Here is a 21478-nt window from a genome sequence, read left to right as displayed (position 1 = left end):
GAATTTGTAAAAAGTGAATGGCGACTCTTCAAAATCGAATTCCAAGAGCAATTAAGCCGCGTTCCTCAAAAAAGAAACTTTTTTCCTAATAACCATTGACTTTCCAACTAACAGTGATAAAATAGTCAAGGATTTTTCCAAAGAAGGGTGTAAATAATGGGTACCTTAGTAATATTTAAAGAAAACGAAATGACTGTTTTAGAAGATATCAGTGAAGAAACTTACCTGAATATGAAGAAAGAATCAGCTGACCTTCAAGAAGAGCATCCCCCGTATCTGATTTGGCACGAAGACCTTCATTTTGATTATGGCTATTAATGAAATTGGCACATATAAACAATAATAGAACATGATACAATAAAGACAATCAAATCGCTGGTTGTCTTCTTTTTTTCTGAAAAGAAAGGTATGTTTAGAAATAAGACGCATACAATCGAAATATATCAGTTAAAAAGGTGACAAATAATCAGCTAGTGGTAAAATAGGATAAACTCATTATATTTGTTAAGGTGATGAATTATGGAACATTTGCTGAATCCGAAAGCAAGAGAGATTGAAATTTCAGGAATACGCAAATTCTCGAATCTTGTAGCCCAACACGAAGACGTCATTTCGCTTACAATCGGCCAGCCTGATTTTTTCACGCCGCATCATGTGAAAGCTGCCGCAAAAAAAGCCATTGATGAAAACGTGACGTCATATACACCGAATGCCGGCTACCTGGAGCTGAGACAAGCTGTGCAGCTTTATATGAAGAAAAAAGCGGATTTCAACTATGATGCTGAATCTGAAATTATCATCACAACAGGTGCAAGCCAAGCCATTGATGCTGCATTCCGGACGATTTTGTCTCCTGGTGATGAAGTGATTATGCCAGGGCCTATTTATCCAGGCTATGAACCTATTATCAATTTATGCGGAGCCAAGCCTGTCATTGTTGATACTACGTCACACGGCTTTAAGCTTACTGCTCGGCTGATTGAAGATGCGCTGACACCTAACACTAAGTGTATCGTGCTTCCTTATCCGTCAAATCCTACTGGCGTGACTTTATCTGAAGAAGAGCTGAAAAGTATCGCAGCTCTTTTAAAAGGCAGAAATGTCTTCGTATTGTCTGATGAAATATACAGTGAATTAACATATGATAGACCGCATTACTCCATCGCAACCTATTTGCGGGATCAAACGATTGTCATTAACGGGTTGTCAAAATCGCACAGCATGACCGGTTGGAGAATTGGATTTTTATTCGCACCGAAAGACATCGCAAAGCACATTTTAAAGGTTCATCAATACAATGTGTCATGTGCCTCATCCATTTCTCAAAAAGCCGCGCTTGAAGCTGTCACAAACGGCTTTGATGATGCACTAATTATGAGAGAACAATACAAAAAACGTCTGGATTATGTATATGACCGTCTGGTTTCCATGGGAATTGACGTTGTTAAACCGTCCGGTGCGTTTTATATCTTCCCTTCTATTAAATCCTTTGGAATGAGTTCATTTGATTTTAGTATGGCTCTTTTGGAAGACGCTGGCGTGGCACTCGTGCCGGGCAGCTCGTTCTCAACATATGGTGAAGGATATGTAAGGCTGTCTTTTGCATGTTCAATGGACACGCTGAGAGAAGGCTTGGATCGTTTAGAATTATTTGTATTAAAAAAACGGGAATCAATGCAGACGATAAACAACGGCGTTTAAGCCGTTGTTTTTATTTTTTTGGAAATGAAATTTTAAACGCTGTGCCTTTTTCAGGATGGCTGTCCACATGTATGACTCCCTGATGGTTTTCAATGATATTAAATGTCACCATCAATCCAAGCCCCGTACCTTTTTCTTTTGTTGTTAAAAATGGCTCTCCAATCCGGTTTAGCACTTTTTCAGGTATACCTTCCCCTTCGTCTTTGACAGTGACATGAACAGAATGCTCATCCTCGGTGATGATAATGTCTACTGTTCCCCCATCAGGCATTGATTCAACTGCATTTTTGATTAAATTAATGAATACCTGCTTTAATTGGTTTTGATCCCCATTTATATAAATGCTGTCTTTTTCATAGCTGGTTCTAATAAAAATGCCATTTAAATTTGCCTGTGTTTCTAACAGGGCTGAGACCTCACCAATTAATTTTTTCAAGTTCAAATATTCTTTGACAGCATTTTGCTGAGGTTTCGCAAGCATGAGCAGTTCACTGAGTATTAATTCAATGCGGCTGAGTTCAGAAAACACAATATCAAAGTAATGCTCGTTTCCTTCCATTGTCGGCTTCATCAGCTGTAAAAATCCTTTGATCGCTGTAAGCGGGTTGCGGATCTCGTGGGCGATTCCCGCCGCTAGCTGGCCTGCGATTGATAATTTTTCCGATTTCAGCATCAATTCTTCTGTTTGCTTTCTCTCTGAGATGTCCCGAAGAATGACTTGGACGGCCGCTTCACCAAAAAAGGTCGTCGGAATGCAGACCATCTCCGTATAGATGACCCTGTTCTGAAAGGTGAACCAGGATTGCTTGACAATTTCTGATTCTGTTTTTTGCTCGGCAATGTTTTGGATTCTCTCTTTTACATCCTCGTGATCACAAGGATGCAGCTGATCGTATATGTTTTTGCCAATTAAATCCTCATAGGTAGCCGCTTCAAACAGGGAAATTCCCGATTCATTCATAAACACCCATTTTCCATTGTGAATCACCGCAATGGTATCAATTGAATTTTGAATCAGCAGCTGATATCGTTCACGGCTTTTTTGCAGGATGGTTTGGAATTTTTTTCTTGAAGAGATATCGATCAGCAGCAGCAGCTCAGCCTGCTGGTTTTTGTAGACGGTCGGGGATGCTTTCACTTCTAAATGAACAGGTGAGCCATCAAGCCTTTTCCACGTCTGTTCAATCATTCCGACTTCCATTCCTTTTTGCATTCGTATAATCCTGTTTTTCACGATATCATGATATTCTTCCTCAATAAATTCATAGGACCATTTGCCAATAATAGCATCCTTGCTTTTTGCTCCCAGCATTGAAAGCATCGCGCTGTTTACATAGACGATCTTACCTTTGACACTGATGCATAGCGGACTCGGGAGATTTTCAACCAACCGTTCATAATCATCCGTTATATATGTAGTCGATTCCGGGCTTGCAGGCTCGATTTCATGTTTTTCGCAGTTTAGAGATTGATGGCCTGTTTCTTCTTCAAGAACTTTCATTTTCAAAATGATTTCCCGATCTGTCCGCTCAGCTCTTGTCGTAACAATTTCTACTGCAGCCTCCACCCACACAATCGTATGATCTTTTTTAATAAAACGAAAGGTGCACGGCATCAAATGATGTTCATTATAAAAATAGCTTTCAACTAAAAATTGGTCTTCCTCATGTAAAAACGTTTTGAGGAATGATCCGATCATCTCTCCTTGGAGATAGCCCAAATGCAGTTTGGAGTTGGCTGATATATAAATGATGCGTCCATTAGAGGCCAAGACTGCATGAATATCAGTTTTCGTTTGAAACGGTTTAACATGCTGCGTATCCTGTTCCACAGAATCCCTCCTTTGCATGATCATCGTGTTTCGACATATACAGATTGACTTTTACCTAGTATGATTCGCTAGAAAATGAGTATTCTCCTTCTATTCTTATGGTGAACGTCAATTTTTGAATAAAAGAAAGGGCACACAATCTTTTCGTTGTGCACCCTGTTTTTTATTTTTTACTGTGTTTTTTTTCGAGCTCTGCGTAGGCGTGGATAGCTCTTTTGGCAATAATTTTATTGATTTTATCATCATCCCTTACTGAGGGAACAACGACACTAAAAGCGACTTTGGGATTTTCCGATGGGTAATAACCAACAAATGTAAGATTGTATGTTTTTTTCCCCCACCAATTGCGATTCGTGCCGTAGTAAAATGTTTCCGCTGTTCCTGTTTTCCCTGATACATCTTCTGTAAACGTATTTTTAGCTGTCCCTGAGGTTGTAACGAGCTTCATTCCGGTCTTTACTTGCTGTATGTCACTTTCTGAGTTGTTAATTTTATTGAGAATGTTTGGCTTTCTTTGTTCAATGGTCTTCCCAAGGCCCTTTTTATTGCTGGGCTCATGAACACTTGTAACAATTCTTGGCTGAACACGGTAGCCCCCATTGGCAATGGAAGAGATGTACTGCGCCATTTGAAGGGGGGTATATGTATCGTATTGTCCAATGGCCAGGTCTAAAATTAACCCCCCCACCGCATCAGGTGTAGTTTGCATGCCGGCTGATTCCTGCGGAAGATCAATACCTGTCTTTACACCCAGGCCAAATTGGCTGTAGTAATTTCTCATCTTGTTTAAATCCTTCTGGTCAGCAGGAAGAGGTCCATGCGGCTTGTATGTAACACCGGCAATATGCATGGCGACATTAAACATGTATACGTTTGAGCTTTTTTGCAGTGCGGTTAATTCGTTAATCGTTCCCATATTCATATAGGACTTCTTAGGCTTGTTACCGTTTCCTGCAAAATAAAGAGGTGTATCCACAAAATATTTATAATGCGGAATTCCGTCCTGATAGCCGGCCAGCACGGTGGCGCCTTTCACTGCTGAGCCCATTTCATATTGGGTGGTAAATGCCCCTATCGCATAATCTTCAATTTTGTTGGTTTTTAAGTCTATCTTTTTCCCTGCCATCGATAAAATATCGCCGTTATTCGGGTCCATCATTACGGCAAAAGCTCTGTCCAGCATGTAATTTCCGCGTGCACGGCTGTTTCTCACTTCTTCTTCAATAATCTTTTCCATCTTTGCTTGAAGCTCCATGTCAAAGGAAAGCTGAAGATCGTATCCCCTGCTGCCTTTATCAATGGTTTTTTGGCTGACGACATTTCCTTTATTGTCTTCTACATATTCCACTTTTTCTTTATGCGAATTTAAGTAATCTTCATATTGATACTCTAAATAACTTTTTCCCACCCTGTCATTATTCGCATAGCCTCTTGTTAAATAGAAATCTTTCCGGTCGCTCAGCAGGCCCTGATCAGGTGTCGTGACGCCTCCGAAAACGGAATAAAGGGTTTTGTCATAAGGATATTTTCGTGTCCAATCGTTTACAATGTCGATTCCCGGAAGCTCTTCTAAATGCTCAGAAACAATTGAAATTTCATCATATGTTAAGTCATTTTTGGGTCTCTGCGAGGAGTTTTTCTTCTCATCAAGCAGCGCTCCGTTTTTTCCATTGCTATTGCTTTCATTTGGATTCATTGCCTTTACGATTTGAGGTTCGTAGGCATTTCCGCTTGAGAACCTTGTATATATCGCAGCCGTTTCCATTTCTTCGTCATCTTGCTGAATAGCCTTCAATTCTTGATCCGGAACACGCTCTAGTTGAAGCTTGTAAGCCTGGGCTCCTTTCAGATTGCTTTCCAATTCCTTAAGCAGGGCGGCGGCTTTTTTCGGATGAGCTGCGATCCAGTAATCACGCAAATCCCTTTCCTTCAAAAATTCGGTATCAATATGAATGAAAGAAGCAAGCCTCTTCGCTGTTTTGATCTTATCTTCGGTTTTTGTGCTAGATGTTGATACATACACAATTTCTGGAACGCTCTGGTTGTCGACAGCAACTTTCTGGTTTCTGTCGTACATCTTCCCGCGAGGCGCAGGATAGTAAGCTGTTTTTGCATTTGATTTCTCAGCGTCTTCTTCATGCTGTTCGCCTTCAACAATTTGAACAACCCCGAGCTTAAAAATTAATGCAGTGAATAGAACAAAGACAGCTAGGAAAAAAAGGTTCATTCTGATTGCTCTGTTTCCTTTGCTCTTTTTCTTTGGTTCACGTCCTATTTCAGTCACTTCTGGTTACCCCTCTCAAATCATTCAATATATTTACATATACTGAGATTAATTGTAACACCTTTGTAATAGTTGTTACAGCGAAAAGGAGTAAAAAAAGCTGTCAACATAAAAACACATTAAAATATAACTAACGATTCAAAAAAAAGGAAGATATGTAACAGTACGATAAAACCATAAATGCCGCTGATTTCTTTATTCATGCGATTCAGCGGATTTACTTTACGAAAATGACAATCTTTATTTGTCAAAGGAAAGTGTTGGAGTCTTTATGACAAAAAAGCTATGTTATGATTTTTTTGTAGAAACAAACAACTCTAGGAGGTTACGAACTAATGAAGAAAGCATTTATTTTATCTGCTGCCGCTGCGGTTGGATTATTCACATTCGGAGGCGTACAGCAAGCATCAGCGAAAGAACTCTCCTGCCAGTCTGTGGTAACAGTAAAAACGGGGAACACAGTACAAAACATGTCACTTAACGATGCAGTAAAAAAACTGCATATTAACACAAATATCAAAACGTTAAACGCTGCAAACGAAAAAGAGATTAAGCAGCTTCTTCAAAAACATGCGAAGCAATCTAACATGAAGGTTCAGGATGTTCAAAAGACAGAAACGGCAAAACCGGCGCAAAAGACTACTGAAAAAGCAGCTGCTGATCAAAACACAGCTTCTAAAGCACCTGCAACTGCTGAAAAAACAAACACAACAACATCTGCACCTTCATCTGTAAGTGCATATGAGAAAAAAGTTGTTGAGCTTACAAATGCAGAAAGACAAAAACAAGGCTTAAAACCGCTTCAAATTGATGAAACGTTAAGCAAATCTGCACGCGCAAAATCTCAGGATATGAAAGACAAAAACTACTTTGATCACCAAAGCCCAACTTATGGCTCACCGTTTGATATGATGAAATCTTTCGGAATCAGCTACAAAACAGCAGGTGAAAACATTGCGAAGGGCCAAAAGACACCTGAAGAAGTAGTAAAAGCCTGGATGAACAGTGAAGGACACAGAAAAAACATTCTAAACCCTAACTTTACTCACATCGGTGTTGGCTACGTTGAGTCTGGAAGCATCTGGACACAACAATTCATCGGTAAATAATAAAAAATTTCCTGTACGATACAGGTAATCTTCAGCTTGCAGAAAAAACCATGTTTTTTCTGCAAGCTTTTTTGCTGTATTCATATTTTTGATGCAGAAATAGAAAAAGCCGCCAGCCAAGCAAGGGTAGGATGCGGCATCCTTCTTTACATTCTGGAACCCGATTGTAAGGGGAATTTGTTCACTCACAATCCGTTTTGTTTTTCACCTTCCATAGCAAATATGCCTTTGATAGAATTGACCTTTTCTGCAATTAAGGAAAAATTTTCAGTCTGAGCAATATAGGATTCGTCGCAGTTTTTTGTGAGGAACAGAGAAAGACATCATTCTTTAAAGCCTTTCTTTGATTATATGATAGGGAAATAGAGACTGTCCGAGGTTTCTCGACAGCCTGAGGTACAAAGGGCGGCCTCTATTCTATTATGTGGTTAATCTTAGCTTTCCTATTTTGTTACATTCTAATGCAAACCATACTGTTCCATCATTAGCGCATCCAACTCCATGAGGCTCAGCATGAGGTGTGTTGATTGTATATTCTTCAATTTTGTGATCACTTGTCAGCCTTCCGATTTTATTTCCTCCCCATTCGGTAAACCATAAATCGGATTTTCGCCCTGCAGCGATAGCGTGAGGACGTGCATTTGGTGTTGGAATATCATATTCAGTTATGTCACCTGAAACTGTAATCCTACCTATCTTATTCCCCATGATTTCTACAAACCAAAGTGCATCATCATGCCCTTTTGTAATACCAACTGGTCCTGCTCCCGGTGTCGGAATTGGAAACTCCGTTACCTCTCCTGATTCAGTTATTTTGCCGATAGCATTATTCTGGTTTTCAGTGAACCAAAGCGAATCATCTGAACCCAATGTAATAAAAGAAGGGTATGATCCTTCATTAGGCAGTTCATATTCATAAATCTTACCCTCTATCGTCAATTTTCCTATACGATTTCCATTCATCTCAGTAAACCAGATATCGCCGTTTGGACCTTCCGTAATCCCATACGGGGCTGAATGTTGATGCGGTAATGGATATTCTCTAAATTGCCCTTTTTCGGTCAGTTTTCCTATCTTATTAGCTCTATTTTCTGTAAACCAGATATCACCTTTTGAAGACACCGTTAAACACATGGCCCCAGCATCAGGTGTCGGAATCGTATACGCTTGAATTTTTCCCTTCTTATCAATACAGCTTATTTTGTTAGCTTTATGTTGGGTAAACCATACTTTTCCCTCGTGTGAAATGGCTATCCCGTATGGGCCAGAATCAGAATGTAAAATACTTATTTCTTGCTGTTCAAGCTCCATAACTTAATTCCCCCCTTCAATATAATCTGCAAAAAAGCCTCCTATTCTCACTGTTCTGTAATAGGAGGCAATGCTTACGTTCATACCTAAATAGGCGCCGATTTCGTCATAAATAAAAACATTACACCATAATCCTATCTCATAATAAACAAAACAAATAAGCATTTCCAAGTGGTATTTTTCTGTTTTACCACCTAGAGCCCAGAAAAAGGCTGTCGAGATTATCACGACAGCCTGATGGTTGCCTGCAGGATACAGGCAGTCTTTTTATTTCACCCAAAGTTTATATATACTCTGTGTTCCGCTGTTTTCTTCACCTTGTGCAGCAAGCTTGTCATATAAGGATTTAGCTAGCGATAAGCCTGGCATTTCTTCTCCCATTAGTTCTGCTTCCTCTAGCGCAATTCCCATATCTTTAATAAAATGCTTTACATAAAATCCTGGTTCAAAGTTGCCTTGCAGCATACGGGGAGCAAGATTTGACAATGACCAGCTTCCCGCTGCGCCCGTTGTGATGCTTTTCAGGACATTTTCCGGCTCTAGGCCTGATTTTTGAGCGTATGCCATTGCTTCAGCAACACCGATCATACCAGCTGCAATTGCAATCTGATTGCACATCTTGGTATGCTGTCCGCTTCCAGCCGGTCCTTGGTACTGAATATTCTCTCCCATTAAAGAGAAAATCGGCATGCAGGCTTCAAAAGCTTTTTTTTCTCCACCAACCATAATCGCGAGTGTTCCGTTTTGTGCACCGACATCTCCGCCTGAAACAGGAGCGTCTAAAGCGAATAATGCTTTTTCTTTGGCCGCTTCAGCAATCTTCTTCGCAAGCGAGGGCTTAGATGTCGTCATATCAATAAGATATGCTCCTTCTTTTGCGTTTTCAATAATTCCGCTTGTTCCGAAATACACTTCTTCAACATCACTGGGATAGCCGACCATTGTAATGATAACATCCGCTTCTTTCGAAAGATCTTTGACCGTTTCTTTCCATACCGCGCCTTTTTGCAGGATGCTGTCTGCTTTTTCTTTTGTCCGGGTGTACACCAATACAGGATGGCCGTCATTGAGAATATGTGTTGCCATGCTTTTTCCCATTACTCCAAGACCGATAAAACCAATTGTTTTTTTCAAGGTCATTCCTCCCAGATGTTTTGTTTAGATTTTAGTTAAAATTTATCATTTTTCCTTCATTTTCTAGACTACCATAACTATACATCATAGAGTAGACTCTAAAATAAAAAATCCCCAAAACATATCATGTTTTAGGGATTTTTTGGATTATAATGTGAATTTTGTAATTGTTTTCATAAGCTCTTGGCTTGCATGTTTTAACGTGTCTGTTGAGTGTTTGACTTTATCAAGAGTGATCAGCTGTTCATCAGTTGATGCGTTCACTTCCTCTGCTGCGGCAGCTGATTCCTGTGATATGGCTGAAATGCTTTGAATCGCTTCAGAAATCGCGAGCTGTTCTTCACTCATTCTTTGAATTTCTGCGTAAATGTGATCAATGCCTTGCACCAGTGACTGCATTTCCGAAGTTATCGTGTTTAATACCTCTCCAGTCTCGTGAATGGCACTGTTTTGTTCATCGTTCATTCTGCTTGCCTCAATCATTGCATGAGAGGCCTCTTTTGTCTCAAGCTGGATAAGCTTTACAGTCTCACTGATATGCTTTGTAGAGAGGGCTGATTGCTCAGCTAGCTTCCTCACTTCATCAGCTACAACGGCAAAACCGCGGCCGCTTTCTCCCGCTCTGGCTGCCTCAATGCTGGCATTTAAAGCAAGCAAATTGGTTTGATCAGATATGTTTGAAATCGCCGTAACGACTTCTTCAATATTCTTAGTTTGATTTTCTAAATCCAGCAGCATCGTTTCGACCTTTTTTGTTTCCATGTTGGCTTCGTTTGACTTCATCAGTAGCTGGCCGAGTGCGTCAAGTCCTTTATAGCTCGCATCCTCGGACGATTTTGAGCGTTCTTTTATTCCGCCTGCCTCCTCAGCGATTTGTCTGATTTTCATTGACAGGCTTTCTGATTTTTCATTAATGGTTTCAACTTCAGAAGCTTGTTCCGATGCTCCTGCAGCTACTTCTTCAATCGCTTTTGCAATTTGTCCGCTTGTTTCATTTGTTTCTGCAGAGACAGCCGTTAATTGCTCAGTGGTATCAGATACCTTCCCTGAAGAGATCCTCACTTGCTCAACCATTTCCTTCATATTTTCAACCATCAGATTGAAGTCCCTTGTTAAAATACCGACTTCATCCTTAGATTTTGATTCCGCGTGCACTGTTAAATCGCCTGCGGAAACGGCTTTCGTTTTAGCGATCAGCTGCTGTATCGGACCGGTTATCGTTTTGGCCAGGAAGTAGCTGAGAATAATTGTGATGATAAGCGCAATCAATGATATCCACAGATTTGCCCGATTCATTTTATCTGAAATCCACATTAATTGATCGGTATCAAATTGCGTTCCGACCTTCCAGCCCGTTTCACCAATCGTTTGATACACAACCATTTTCCCATTCACATCCTGTATCCCTTTTTTCTCGGACGCAATGGTTTCCAGTGTTTGATCCTTTGATATATTTTTCCCTTGATTTGACGGATGGGCTAAAAGATTGCCGCTCGCATCAGCTAAAAAGGCAAATCCATTGTAAGGCACCTTTTGTTTATTGACCATACTTTGGATAGCAGAGAGTTTCAGGTCATAGCTGGCAACCCCTATCACTTTTTGCCCGTCTAAGATCGCTTTCGATGCAGTAACAATCATGTCTCCTGTCACGACATCTTTATAAGGTTCCGTCCAAACAACTTGATCCGGGGCTTCAGCTGCAAGCTTATACCATGGTCTTGATGTTGGATCATAATCCTCAGCGAAATTCGCTTTTGGATATGTAAACATTTCTTTTTTTGCGGTGCCTATGTAAGCCATCGCAACATAATCATCATTATCTTTGATTTGCTTAATGTCATCGTTAAACAGCCGAGCAGCTTCTTTACTTGGTTTCGTTACAAATGTATGCGTTAATTCCCCATTAGCCAGCCTTGATAACGAAATAGCATAGCTCTTTAATTGCAATTCAATATTTTGTTCAAGTGACTGCGTCACGTTTTGAGTTGTATTTTTCCCATCCTCTGTAATCATCGGTTTTAGCGTTAAATAAGAAGACAGCATTAAAAGAACAACTGTGGCGATTAACATAATCGAAACAAAAACAGCAATCTTCATGTGAAGTTTTTTAAACAAACCAATCCCCTCCTAATTTCTATATCGGCCCTTTCGTTTGAAAAATGAATAATCAAAAAATAAATTATAAGAATATCGGAATATATTTACTGAAAATTCAATCTTCGTTATAATAAAACAACATAAGGAGAGTGATGATCATACTGAAACAAATATATGTGCATAACGGAAGAAAATTTGAAGCTCTAACCATCAGAAACTACAATGAGAATGACATCAAGGGGCTGATTTCTCTTCAAAGAGAATGTTTCCCTCCCCCATTTCCCCAAGAATTACTGTGGTCTGAAAGCCAGCTCGACAGTCATATCAAAACCTTTCCGGAAGGCGCTTTATGCGCGCTCATCAATGGCAGAATTATCGGTTCCATGACGGCTCTTATTGTACAATTTGAGCCTGAATCTCCTGACCATACATGGGCGCAAGCAACAGACAACGGATCCATTAAGAATCATGACCCTCATGGAAATACCTTATATGTAGTGGATATTTCTGTTTCTCCACGTTATCGAAAGCTTGGAATCGGAAAATGGCTGATGAATACGATGTATGAGCTTACTGTTGATAAAAGGCTGGAGCGCCTTCTCGGAGGCGGACGCCTTCCTTTATATCATAAATACGCACACGAGATCAGCGCTGTTCAGTACGTTGAAGATGTGATGGAAGGCAGAAAAAACGACCCTGTGCTGTCCTTTCTCCTCCGTTGCGGGCGTTCACCTATTCGTGTAGTCAATAATTATTTAGAGGATACAGAATCATTGAATTACGGCGTTTTGATGGAATGGAAAAATCCTTTCTATAAAAAAGCGAGCTGTTCATCACAACAGCCCGGTTAAGTGAAATATTCGATTTTCGCATTAGGGAAATAAGCATCAATATAGGATTCAAGCGCTTCTCGAAGTGCGTGCTCTTCATCTTTCTGATATATATATTTTCCGATCCCGTAACGGCCCCATTTATAACGGCGCTTTTCCTCATCTAATTCAAGCTTCGTTTTCGGATAATTCTTCTCTATCACTCGTTTGGCCGGTTTTGTAAAACGGTGCTGAATTAATTCAAACGTAATATCATGTCTAACATCCTGCGGCAAAGCAGCATCAAGCTTTTCAAATAGATGTTTGTACCCTTCTTCCCAGCCTTCATGAATATAAATCGGTGCAACAATAAAGCCTAGCGGGTATCCTGCTTTTGCAACTTTAACAGCCGCTTCTATCCGCTTATCAAGAGGTGAGGTTCCCGGCTCAAAGTTTTTAATGACATAGTCGGCATTAATGCTGAACCTGAATCTCGTTTTCCCGTTATGCTTTGCATCTAATAGGTGATCGACATGATGAAATTTCGTTACAAATCTAAGCTTTCCGAGATCACTTTGACCAAAATGTTCAATGGCGCGCTTCAGCGTGTGTGTCAGATGATCAATTCCTACGATATCTGAGGTACAAGAGGCTTCGAACCTTGTGAACTCTGGCGCGCGCTCTTTCATATACTTATCCGCCTGATCCAAAATCTCTTCGACGTTTACATAAGTTCTGATATATGGCTTTGATCCCATGGTTGTTTGCAGGTAGCAATAATGGCAGTGCCCCATGCAGCCTGTTGCAAACGGGATGGCATATTCGGCTGAGGGTTTGGATGAATCAAACTTTAATGTTTTCCGAACACCAATAACTAAAGTTGATTTCGCATTGCGATATTGCTGAAGATGATTTTTCCCAGGAATATTACGCACCTGATTGTGGGATGTCGTTTCTCTGATTTCAATGCCCATTTTCTCAAACTTATCTTGTAATTCTTGAGCCAGCGGATATTCCAGCGCTCTTGGTTCTATATACACAAGCTGCGGAACAAATGGGTTCTGCATGATGCCACATCCTTTTCCTTTACTACTGTTACTTTTCTCACCAGACGGAAAGGATATGAGTTGTAATGATTTCCTTGTTACTCATACGGATCAATATCAAATAGTTCTTTGTAAAGTGATTTAGCTTCTTCATAGCTTGCAAACACAGCGTCGTCCTCTGCAAACGGATGGTAGGTTTCATAAATAAACAGAGATAGCTCGCCTTCATGGTATGGGTGGTGCACAATTTCGGCTTCCTTGATGTGAGCAACATTGGCGGCGTGCGGATTTCTGTAGATCACGTAAACAGTATCTCCTGCATTAAATTGGTTTGACATACTATCCCTCCTAGCCATGTTATTGTGTCCTTCTATACCCTTACTTATGAAAAAAACCAGACAGGCCGAAGGCCGTCTGGTTTTTGTACATTATTTGAAAGTTTCTTTTACGAACGCGACAACTTCTTCTGTCGTGCTCATAGATAAGATTTTCTCTTTGAATGACTCAGCTTCTTGTTTAGACAATTTGCTGATTTGTGTTCTTGCCGGAAGGATAGACGTTGCGCTCATTGAGAACTCATCTAAGCCTAAGCCGAGAAGGATCGGAATCGCAATCTCGTCTCCTGCCATTTCTCCGCACATGCCAACCCATTTTCCTTCTTTATGTGCCGCTTCAATTACAAGTGTAATCAGGCGAAGGATAGCCGGGTTGTATGGCTGATACAGGTAAGATACACGTTCATTCATACGGTCAGCTGCCATTGTGTATTGGATCAAATCGTTTGTTCCGATACTGAAGAAATCAACCTCTTTAGCAAACTGATCAGCGATGACTGCAGTTGACGGAATTTCAACCATCATACCGACTTCAATATCATCAGATACAGCCTGTCCCGCTTTTACGAGCTTTTCTTTCTCTTCAAGAAGGATCGCTTTTGCTTCTTTGAATTCGTTAACTGTCGCAATCATAGGGAACATGATTTTCAAGTTTCCGTATGTACTTGCACGAAGCAGCGCGCGAAGCTGTGTTCTGAAGATTTCTTGCTCTTCCAGGCAAAGGCGAATCGCTCTGTATCCCAAGAACGGGTTCATTTCTTTAGGAAGCTGCAGGTAAGGAAGCTCTTTGTCTCCGCCGATATCAAGTGTCCGCACGACAACTGATTTTCCTTCCATACGCTCAAGAACCGTTTTGTAAGCATCAAACTGCTCATCTTCTGTAGGCAGCTGATCTCTTCCCATGTAAAGGAATTCTGTACGGTAAAGGCCAACTGCTTCGCCGCCGTTTTCAAGAACGCCTTTTACATCATCAGGAGTACCGATGTTCGCTGCGAGCTCTACATGATGTCCGTCTTTTGAGACAGTCGGTTCATTGACAAGCTTCGCCCACTCAGCCTTTTGAGCCAAATAAGCATTATGTTTTTCTTCATACTCTTTTACAGTTTCAGCAGATGGGTCAATAATGACATCACCATTGATACCGTCAACGATAACAGTCACGCCGTTTTGGATCGTGCCTGTAGCCGCTTTCGTTCCAACAACTGCTGGAATCTCAAGAGAACGCGCCATGATGGCGGAGTGAGATGTGCGTCCGCCAATATCAGTTGTGAATCCTTTTACGAACTCACGGTTTAATTGAGCTGTGTCAGACGGTGTTAAGTCTTCAGCTACAATAATAACCTCTTCTGAGATCATGCTTGGGTTTGGAATTTCGACGCCAAGCAGGTGGCCAGTTACGCGTTTTGTTACATCGCGGATATCTGCCGCACGCTCTTTCATATATTCGTTGTCCATAGATTCAAACATGGTAACGAACATAGAAGACGTTTCTTTTAAAGCGAATTCAGCGTTAACTGAATCAGTGCTGATTTTTTCTTTCACAGGGTTCAGAAGCTCAGGGTCACTGAGAACTAAAAGGTGAGCAGAAAAAATATCAGCTTTATCCTGACCCAGTTCCTTCAAAGCGTGCTCTTTGATTTTTTCGAGCTCTTCTTTTGAACGTGCAATCGCTTCATCAAAACGGCTTACTTCCGCTTCAGAATCAGAGATGTTTTTCTTTTCAACCGTTAAATCTGGCTCTTCAAGCCGGTACGCTTTTGCAATCGCGATGCCGGCTGAAGCGCCAATCCCTTTTAACTCTTGCATTACTCGCCGAGTCCTTCGCTTTTCATTGTTTCTTCTAAAGCGTTAAGAGCATCGTTTTCGTCAGCTCCACTAGCAGAGATTGTGATCTCAGCGCCTTTAGCGATACCTAGAGACATAACACCCATAATAGATTTAAGGTTAACTGTTTTGCCGTTATATTCTAAATTAACGTCAGCGTCGTATTTGCTAGCAGTTTGTACAAGAACTGTCGCAGGACGAGCGTGGATTCCAGAATCTGCAGTTACTTTAAATGTTTTTTGTGCCATTTTTATCATTCTCCTTTTAACTTAAAGCTATATTACTTCACAATATTATATCATACAACCGTACTTGTCATCTGACAAGCACGGCGTACTAACACCCTTATTTTTCAATCTTCACAATATCGTCTTGTTCTCTGTTGACTGAACCGCTTGCTTTAATGCTGACTGTTTCTCCGTCAGCAAGGTTTGTAAATACAATCGGTGTCATAAGAGATGGTACATTCGGTTTGACTGCTTCCAGATCAACTTCAAGAAGTTTTTGTCCAGGCTCAACGCGGTCTCCTTCTGATACGAAAGACGTAAATCCTTCGCCCTTCAGGCTGACAGTATCAATACCAAAGTGGATCAAAATTTCTCTTCCGCCGTCTGATTGCAGGCCGATCGCATGTTTTGTCGGGAACACATTTAGAATTTTTCCTCGAACCGGTGATACGACAATTCCTTCAGAAGGGAGAATCGCAAAACCGTCACCCATCATTTTTCCTGAGAAGACTTGGTCAGGAACATCTGTAATCGGGTGAATTTCCCCGGCAATCGGAGAAACGAAAACTTCCTCGCCGATTTCATTTTGCAGCGGTTCTGCAATCACTTCCTCAACCTGCTGGCCTACTTCCTCTTGAGCAGATGTTTTCGGTTCAGGTCTAGGCTTGCGTCCCGCAATAATGTCTTGCATTTGTGTTTTTAACCCGTCAGAACGCGGTCCGAAAATAGCCTGAATATTGTTGCCGACTTCCAGCACTCCAGAAGCGCCAAGCTGTTTCAGACGGTCTTTATCAACCTTTTTCTGATCGTTTACAGTCACACGGAGACGAGTGATACAAGCATCAAGGTGTTTGATGTTTTCCTGGTCACCCATTGCCTGCAGGATCTCATAAGGAAGATCTCCTGCTTCACCTGTTTTCCCAGTTGCTGCTGTTTCTTCCGCAGCATCCTCGCGTCCAGGTGTTTTCAGATTGAATTTGCGGATGGCAAATCGGAATCCAAAGTAGTAAATGACCGCTAACCCTAAGCCGACAGGGATGACAAGCCACCATGCCGTCCGGTTCGGCAAAATACCGAATAGGAAGTAGTCAATTAAACCGCCGGAGAATGTCATACCAATCTTAACATTCAACAGCTGCATGACCATGAATGAAAGCCCCGCAAACACACAGTGAATCGCAAACAGGACTGGTGCAACGAATAAGAATGAAAATTCCAATGGCTCTGTAATCCCTGTTAAGAAGGATGTCAAGGCTGCTGAACCCATAATACCTGCAACGAGTTTTTTGTTTTGCGGCTTTGCTTCATGATAAATGGCAAGCGCCGCAGCAGGCAGACCGAACATCATAAACGGATATTTACCTGTCATGAACGTACCTGCTGTTAACTGTACGCCGTCTTTAATCTGCGCCATAAAGATACGCTGATCCCCGCGGATGATTTCTCCTGCTGCACTCTTATAGCTGAAGAATTCGTACCAGAACGGCGAATAGAAAATATGGTGCAAACCGAATGGAATAAGCGAACGTTCAATCACCCCGAAGATAAACGCAGCAAGGGTTGGATTCGCTTCCACTAATCCTGTTGAAAAGGCATTCAATCCATGCTGGATCGGAGGCCAGATCACTAACATAATAAGACCCAGAATCAGTGCAGAAATTGACGTAACAATTGGAACGAAACGTTTACCCGCAAAGAAACCAAGGTATTGCGGAAGTTCAATTGTGTAAAATTTGTTAAACAATAGTGCAGCTAACACACCGACGATAATACCGCCGAACACACCTGTCGCCAAGGTAGGTATACCAAGCATGTTTACATATGCAGGATGGTTTTCCGTGAAGAACTTGGCTCTTTCAATTGAATCGGAAGGAATGGTTCCGTTTGCAAGAAGAACCGCACTCATGGATACGTTCATTACCAGATAACCGATAATCGCCGCGATCCCTGCAACTCCATCACCGTTGGCAAGCCCGATGGCTACACCGACTGCGAATAGAAGCGGAAGGTTATCGAAAACAATTTGCCCAGCGCTTTCCATAACACTCGCTACGAGCTGAACATTGTCATTGCTCAAGAAATGCAGGACCTGAATCATGTCCTTATTTTGCATCGCATTCCCAATCGCAAGCAAAATACCCGCAGCCGGAAGGATCGCAACTGGAAGCATAAGCGCACGCCCAATTTTTTGAAGAACGCCGAATAATGCTTTAAACATAAGAATTGACCTCCTCTTTTTACTAGTCTGACCTTACAGCTAAAAATCATGACAACGAATTCACAGGCGTAAGTCTTCCAGTTTAACCGTTTACATTTGCCCTTTTACACAACAAAAAGGGCATGAGCAAAATTGGGTGCGCAAAAGAACGAGAATAACTTCCCGTTTTTTTCCCCTCAATCACTCATGCCTGATCGGATCAGTAACACGTTATAAGGTTAAACTGAATTTATGAAATTTTATTGGTTAATCGGTACAGATGAAGCGTTAGGTAAACCGCTTCCGCCTCATGAACTGGTTTCTTCAATGTTTGCTGCAAGATTTTAATCAATTTCCAAGCTGTATTGTAGCATAGCGGATATTCATTTTTCAATAAGAACATTAATTTTTCTGGTTCTTTAGTCGGTTCTTCTTTTTTAATTCTTTCTATTGTAAATCTGATATGCCTGATCAGCCGCAAATAGTTGACACTTTCCTTATTTACTTTCATTTGAAATGAGTCTTCAATCACTTCGACAAGCTGTGCCATGAGCTGCGAGTGCTGATTGACCTCAGACAACGGGCGGTTTGTCAGCGCTGAATGGATATGCAGAGCGATAAAACCAATCTCCCCTTCAGGAAGGCAGATTCCCGCTTTTTCATTGATCATCTCTATGACTTCTTTAGCTATTTGGTACTCCTCAGGGTATAGTGACTGAGTCTCCATTAAAAATGGATTCTTCATATCAAATCCCTGCTGCTGCCTTTTGATCGCAAATGCGATATGGTCTGTCAGCGCAATATGAATATGTTCATTTAATGAGTGATTAGTCCTATTGCTGATGTGATAGATGACATCGTTCGAAATATCAACGAGCTTTTCATCAACATAGTCAAGGAGCTTTTTAAACTGCTTTTGTTCCTTCTCGTCTTTTAAAATGAACATTTTATCGTAGCCTTTATCTTCAATGACATCATCTTGTTTTTTTCCGAAACCAATACCTTTTCCGATTAAAACGACTTCGCTGTATTTATGATGAGAAGCAATTAATACATTATTATTCAGTACCTTTTTCACTGTGAAGGACCCATTCACGATCCTCAGCTCCTTTGTCATTCAATACCTCATATCGTACATAACGAACGGAATGCACGTCAAACCTTTTTTCGATGCTTTCACTAAACAGTCGATCTTTCGATGAGTTGGTAATCCAAAACCTTCCTTTCAATCGGCTGCCCTTGAATTCTTTTTTCCAGCATGGCAAATGCCTGCTTTCCCATTTCCTTTGTTTGAATATCGATCGTTGTGATTCCAAGCGCTTGGCTGATTTCGTGGTTATCAACACTTAAGATCGCAAGCTCATCCGGTACTGATACCCGCTGATTCTTTGCTTCAAGAAAAAGTCCTGCTGAAACTTGGTCATTGGCAACAAAAATAGCCGTCGGCTTTTCCTTCCACGTTTTCCATTTATGAAAAAGCGCCTTCCCATCATTGATTGTAATCGCTTTCTCAACTACCCAGTCTTCACGAAATGCCTCCCCGATCTCTTCCAATGCTTCTTTATAGGCTTTGATTCGAAAATGGCTGTTCACGCCTTTTTTTCTTGCCAAACAGATCGCTATTTTTTTGTGCCCTTTGGCAATTAAATAGTCCAAGCCGTTCCGGAATGCTTCTTGGTGTGGAATGCTGATGGTTGGGAAACGGCCAATATCTGAATTCTGGCATAGCAATATCGGGCCCTCCCATTCCATGAGTTTCTCATCAGCAAGTGCCTTTGAACAAAAAATCAGGCCGTCAACCTGTCGCTGTTTTAATTGAGACAGCGCAAAGATTTCTTTTTGGACCTCATAGTTTGTTTGAAATAAAGAGAGGTGAATCCCGGATTCCACGGCTGCGTCAGCTATTCCTGCAATCAGCTCTGCAAAATATGGCAGGCTAACCGTCGGCAAGACAACACCAATCATGTTTGAAAATCCTTTCGACAAATGGACAGCGTGAATATTTCTCGTGTACTCCAATGCCTCCATCGCTTCAAGCACTCTTTTTCTTTTGTCTTCACTAACGTACGGATGATTGTTTATCACCCGGGAAACCGTTGTAACGGAGACACCGGCTTTTTCTGCAATGTCTTTAATATTAGCCATAGATTCCCTTCTTTCTAAATCCCTTGATCTGGAATGCGTTTCATACAATATGATAGGAACGTACCAGACATATTTTATGTTTTTTGCTGAAAGGAGAAGATCACATGGGTTTTTTCATTTTAATTGGATTATGTCTCACTGTTCTCGGCGGCAGCTGTCTTGCTGTAAAACCTCTCAACCAAAAACATGAAATTAAACCATTTCGAACTTTTGATGATTTTTTTATTTAATGCAGATAAAAAAGGACGATGTCTCGAACAAAGTCCTTTTTTACTTCCTGTTACGGCAGTATGATTAATTCCTTCGGATATTGTGTCAGGGCAACTGCCCCGTCCTTAGTTACATGAACGTCATCCTCAATGCGCACGCCGCCGATTTCAGGCACATAAATTCCCGGTTCGATCGTGTAGACCATGCCTTCCTGCAGAAGCGTATCGTTAGCCTGACTCATTGATGGGTACTCATGGACAGAAATTCCGAGTCCGTGTCCAAGCCGGTGAGGAAAATAGTCACCGTATCCCGCTTTTTCGATGATTCCGCGGGCAGTCAAATCCAGATCTCCGATTCTGACACCGGGTTTGCTTGCCTCAATCGCGGCTTTTTCCGCTTGAAGCACAGTCTCGTAAATCGCCTCCTGCTTCGGGTTGATGGTTTTGTATGCAAATGTTCTTGTAATATCAGAGCAATAGCCGTCAAGAATAACACCGAGATCAAATAAAACAAAATCACCTTTCTTTAACGTGGCTGTACCAGGATTTCCGTGAGGCTGGCCTGATTTTTCTCCGAACAAAACCATTGTCGAAAAAGACATGCCTTGAATTCCTTTTTTCTTCAGCTCATACTCAATTTGAGCGAGCACTTCCACTTCACTAATGCCTTCACGCAAAGCGGCTGTACCGACTTCAACACCGTAATCCGCAAGCTTTGCCGCCTCTTTCAGCAAACGAACTTCATTGTCGTCTTTAATCAGGCGAAATTGGTTGAGTGTTTCTTCTGCTGAAACAAATTGAGCCCCGCCCGTCGAATGCTTCAGCTGTTCAGCGCGTGATAGCGAGATGGAATCCTTTTCTACCGCAAGCGTATGTATGCTGATATTTCGCTTTTTCAAGGCTTTCTCTATCAGCTCCCACGGATTTTCGTGATCCGCATAGCCAATGATTTCATAATTCCAGCCTGCGTTGCGGGCCTGTCCTGCTTCCATTCCTGGACAAATAAAGAAAGGCTCCTCTTCTTGAAAAATAAATAACCCCATTAATCTTTCATGCGGCTCTGTGTAAAAATCGGTTAAGTAAAAAACATTTTCTTTCGTATGAATAAATGCGGCAGTATGCCCCGCTTCCTTCAGCCATGAAGAGACGCGTTGTATTCTATTCACTTCTTGTTCCTCCCCGCCATTTGCAATGCATTGTTCTACCCTTCATTGTATCA

The 21478-nt window shown here is 41.4% G+C and carries 17 protein-coding genes; 4 read left to right on the top strand and 13 right to left on the bottom strand.

Annotated features, from left to right (window positions below; all coding sequences use genetic code 11):
- Positions 1-156: 156 nt before the first annotated feature.
- Positions 157-318 (top strand): hypothetical protein, encoded by a 162-nt coding sequence (locus CDO84_RS06635; RefSeq protein WP_003245246.1) that lies wholly within the window; start codon positions 157-159, stop codon positions 316-318.
- Positions 319-519: 201 nt separating this feature from the next.
- A complete protein-coding gene (locus CDO84_RS06630; protein WP_040083285.1) occupies positions 520-1701 on the top strand; it encodes an aminotransferase A in 1182 nt (393 codons plus the stop codon).
- Positions 1702-1711: 10 nt separating this feature from the next.
- Here CDO84_RS06630 and kinA read toward each other — a convergent pair whose 3' ends face one another.
- Both kinA and CDO84_RS06620 read right to left on the bottom strand, forming a co-directional pair.
- Positions 1712-3532: a sporulation histidine kinase KinA gene (gene kinA / locus CDO84_RS06625; RefSeq protein ID WP_014663782.1), complete on the bottom strand. Its 1821-nt coding sequence runs from the start codon at positions 3530-3532 to the stop codon at positions 1712-1714.
- Positions 3533-3695: 163 nt separating this feature from the next.
- Positions 3696-5816, bottom strand: a complete 2121-nt coding sequence (locus tag CDO84_RS06620; protein ID WP_040083286.1) for a peptidoglycan D,D-transpeptidase FtsI family protein — start codon at positions 5814-5816, stop codon at positions 3696-3698.
- Between the two features lie 335 nt (positions 5817-6151).
- Between CDO84_RS06620 and CDO84_RS06615 the strand changes: the two genes are divergently transcribed.
- Positions 6152-6925 (top strand): CAP domain-containing protein, encoded by a 774-nt coding sequence (locus tag CDO84_RS06615; protein WP_014663779.1) that lies wholly within the window; start codon positions 6152-6154, stop codon positions 6923-6925.
- 420 nt (positions 6926-7345) lie between these two features.
- Here CDO84_RS06615 and CDO84_RS06610 read toward each other — a convergent pair whose 3' ends face one another.
- The 3 genes from CDO84_RS06610 to mcpC form a co-directional block, all read right to left on the bottom strand.
- Positions 7346-8236: a Vgb family protein gene (locus tag CDO84_RS06610; protein WP_040083287.1), complete on the bottom strand. Its 891-nt coding sequence runs from the start codon at positions 8234-8236 to the stop codon at positions 7346-7348.
- A gap of 267 nt (positions 8237-8503) precedes the next feature.
- Positions 8504-9370, bottom strand: a complete 867-nt coding sequence (locus tag CDO84_RS06605) for an NAD(P)-dependent oxidoreductase (protein WP_040083288.1) — start codon at positions 9368-9370, stop codon at positions 8504-8506.
- 147 nt (positions 9371-9517) lie between these two features.
- Entirely contained in the window at positions 9518-11485 is a 1968-nt protein-coding gene (mcpC, locus tag CDO84_RS06600) for a methyl-accepting chemotaxis protein McpC (RefSeq protein ID WP_040083289.1), read from the bottom strand.
- Between the two features lie 134 nt (positions 11486-11619).
- Between mcpC and CDO84_RS06595 the strand changes: the two genes are divergently transcribed.
- The gene (locus CDO84_RS06595) at positions 11620-12318 is read left to right on the top strand and encodes a GNAT family N-acetyltransferase (protein ID WP_040083290.1); all 699 of its coding nucleotides are present in this window, start codon (positions 11620-11622) and stop codon (positions 12316-12318) included.
- Here the strand turns inward: CDO84_RS06595 and splB are convergent.
- The 8 genes from splB to papB all read right to left on the bottom strand — a co-directional run bounded on the left by splB (position 12315) and on the right by papB (position 21425).
- The gene (gene splB, locus CDO84_RS06590; protein WP_014663774.1) at positions 12315-13343 is read right to left on the bottom strand and encodes a spore photoproduct lyase; all 1029 of its coding nucleotides are present in this window, start codon (positions 13341-13343) and stop codon (positions 12315-12317) included. The genes CDO84_RS06595 and splB overlap by 4 nt on opposite strands.
- Positions 13344-13420: 77 nt before the next feature.
- Entirely contained in the window at positions 13421-13660 is a 240-nt protein-coding gene (gene splA, locus CDO84_RS06585; protein ID WP_003218644.1) for a splAB operon transcriptional regulator SplA, read from the bottom strand.
- 90 nt (positions 13661-13750) lie between these two features.
- Positions 13751-15463, bottom strand: coding sequence for a phosphoenolpyruvate--protein phosphotransferase (ptsP, locus tag CDO84_RS06580; protein ID WP_003218638.1), 1713 nt, complete (start codon positions 15461-15463; stop codon positions 13751-13753).
- The gene (locus tag CDO84_RS06575) at positions 15463-15729 is read right to left on the bottom strand and encodes a phosphocarrier protein HPr (RefSeq protein ID WP_003154654.1); all 267 of its coding nucleotides are present in this window, start codon (positions 15727-15729) and stop codon (positions 15463-15465) included. The genes ptsP and CDO84_RS06575 overlap by 1 nt, the downstream gene beginning before the upstream one ends.
- Positions 15730-15826: 97 nt before the next feature.
- The gene (gene ptsG / locus CDO84_RS06570; protein WP_040083291.1) at positions 15827-17926 is read right to left on the bottom strand and encodes a PTS glucose transporter subunit IIABC; all 2100 of its coding nucleotides are present in this window, start codon (positions 17924-17926) and stop codon (positions 15827-15829) included.
- Positions 17927-18155: 229 nt separating this feature from the next.
- Positions 18156-19022 carry a glucose PTS transporter transcription antiterminator GlcT gene (gene glcT / locus CDO84_RS06565; protein WP_014663771.1) on the bottom strand — a complete coding sequence of 289 codons (867 nt, stop codon included), beginning with the start codon at positions 19020-19022 and terminating at the stop codon, positions 18156-18158.
- Positions 19023-19084: 62 nt separating this feature from the next.
- Complete coding sequence (locus CDO84_RS06560) at positions 19085-20050, bottom strand: LacI family DNA-binding transcriptional regulator (protein WP_040083292.1); 966 nt, start codon at positions 20048-20050, stop codon at positions 19085-19087.
- Positions 20051-20330: 280 nt separating this feature from the next.
- Entirely contained in the window at positions 20331-21425 is a 1095-nt protein-coding gene (gene papB / locus CDO84_RS06555; RefSeq protein ID WP_040083293.1) for a di/tri-peptidase, read from the bottom strand.
- Positions 21426-21478: the final 53 nt, after the last annotated feature.

This window comes from Bacillus sp. MD-5 (genome assembly GCF_002201875.1).
Classification (GTDB): Bacteria; Bacillota; Bacilli; order Bacillales; family Bacillaceae; genus Bacillus; species Bacillus stercoris.
The sequence above is the reverse complement of the archived record's forward strand: the minus strand, read 5'-3'. Positions and strand labels throughout refer to the sequence as shown.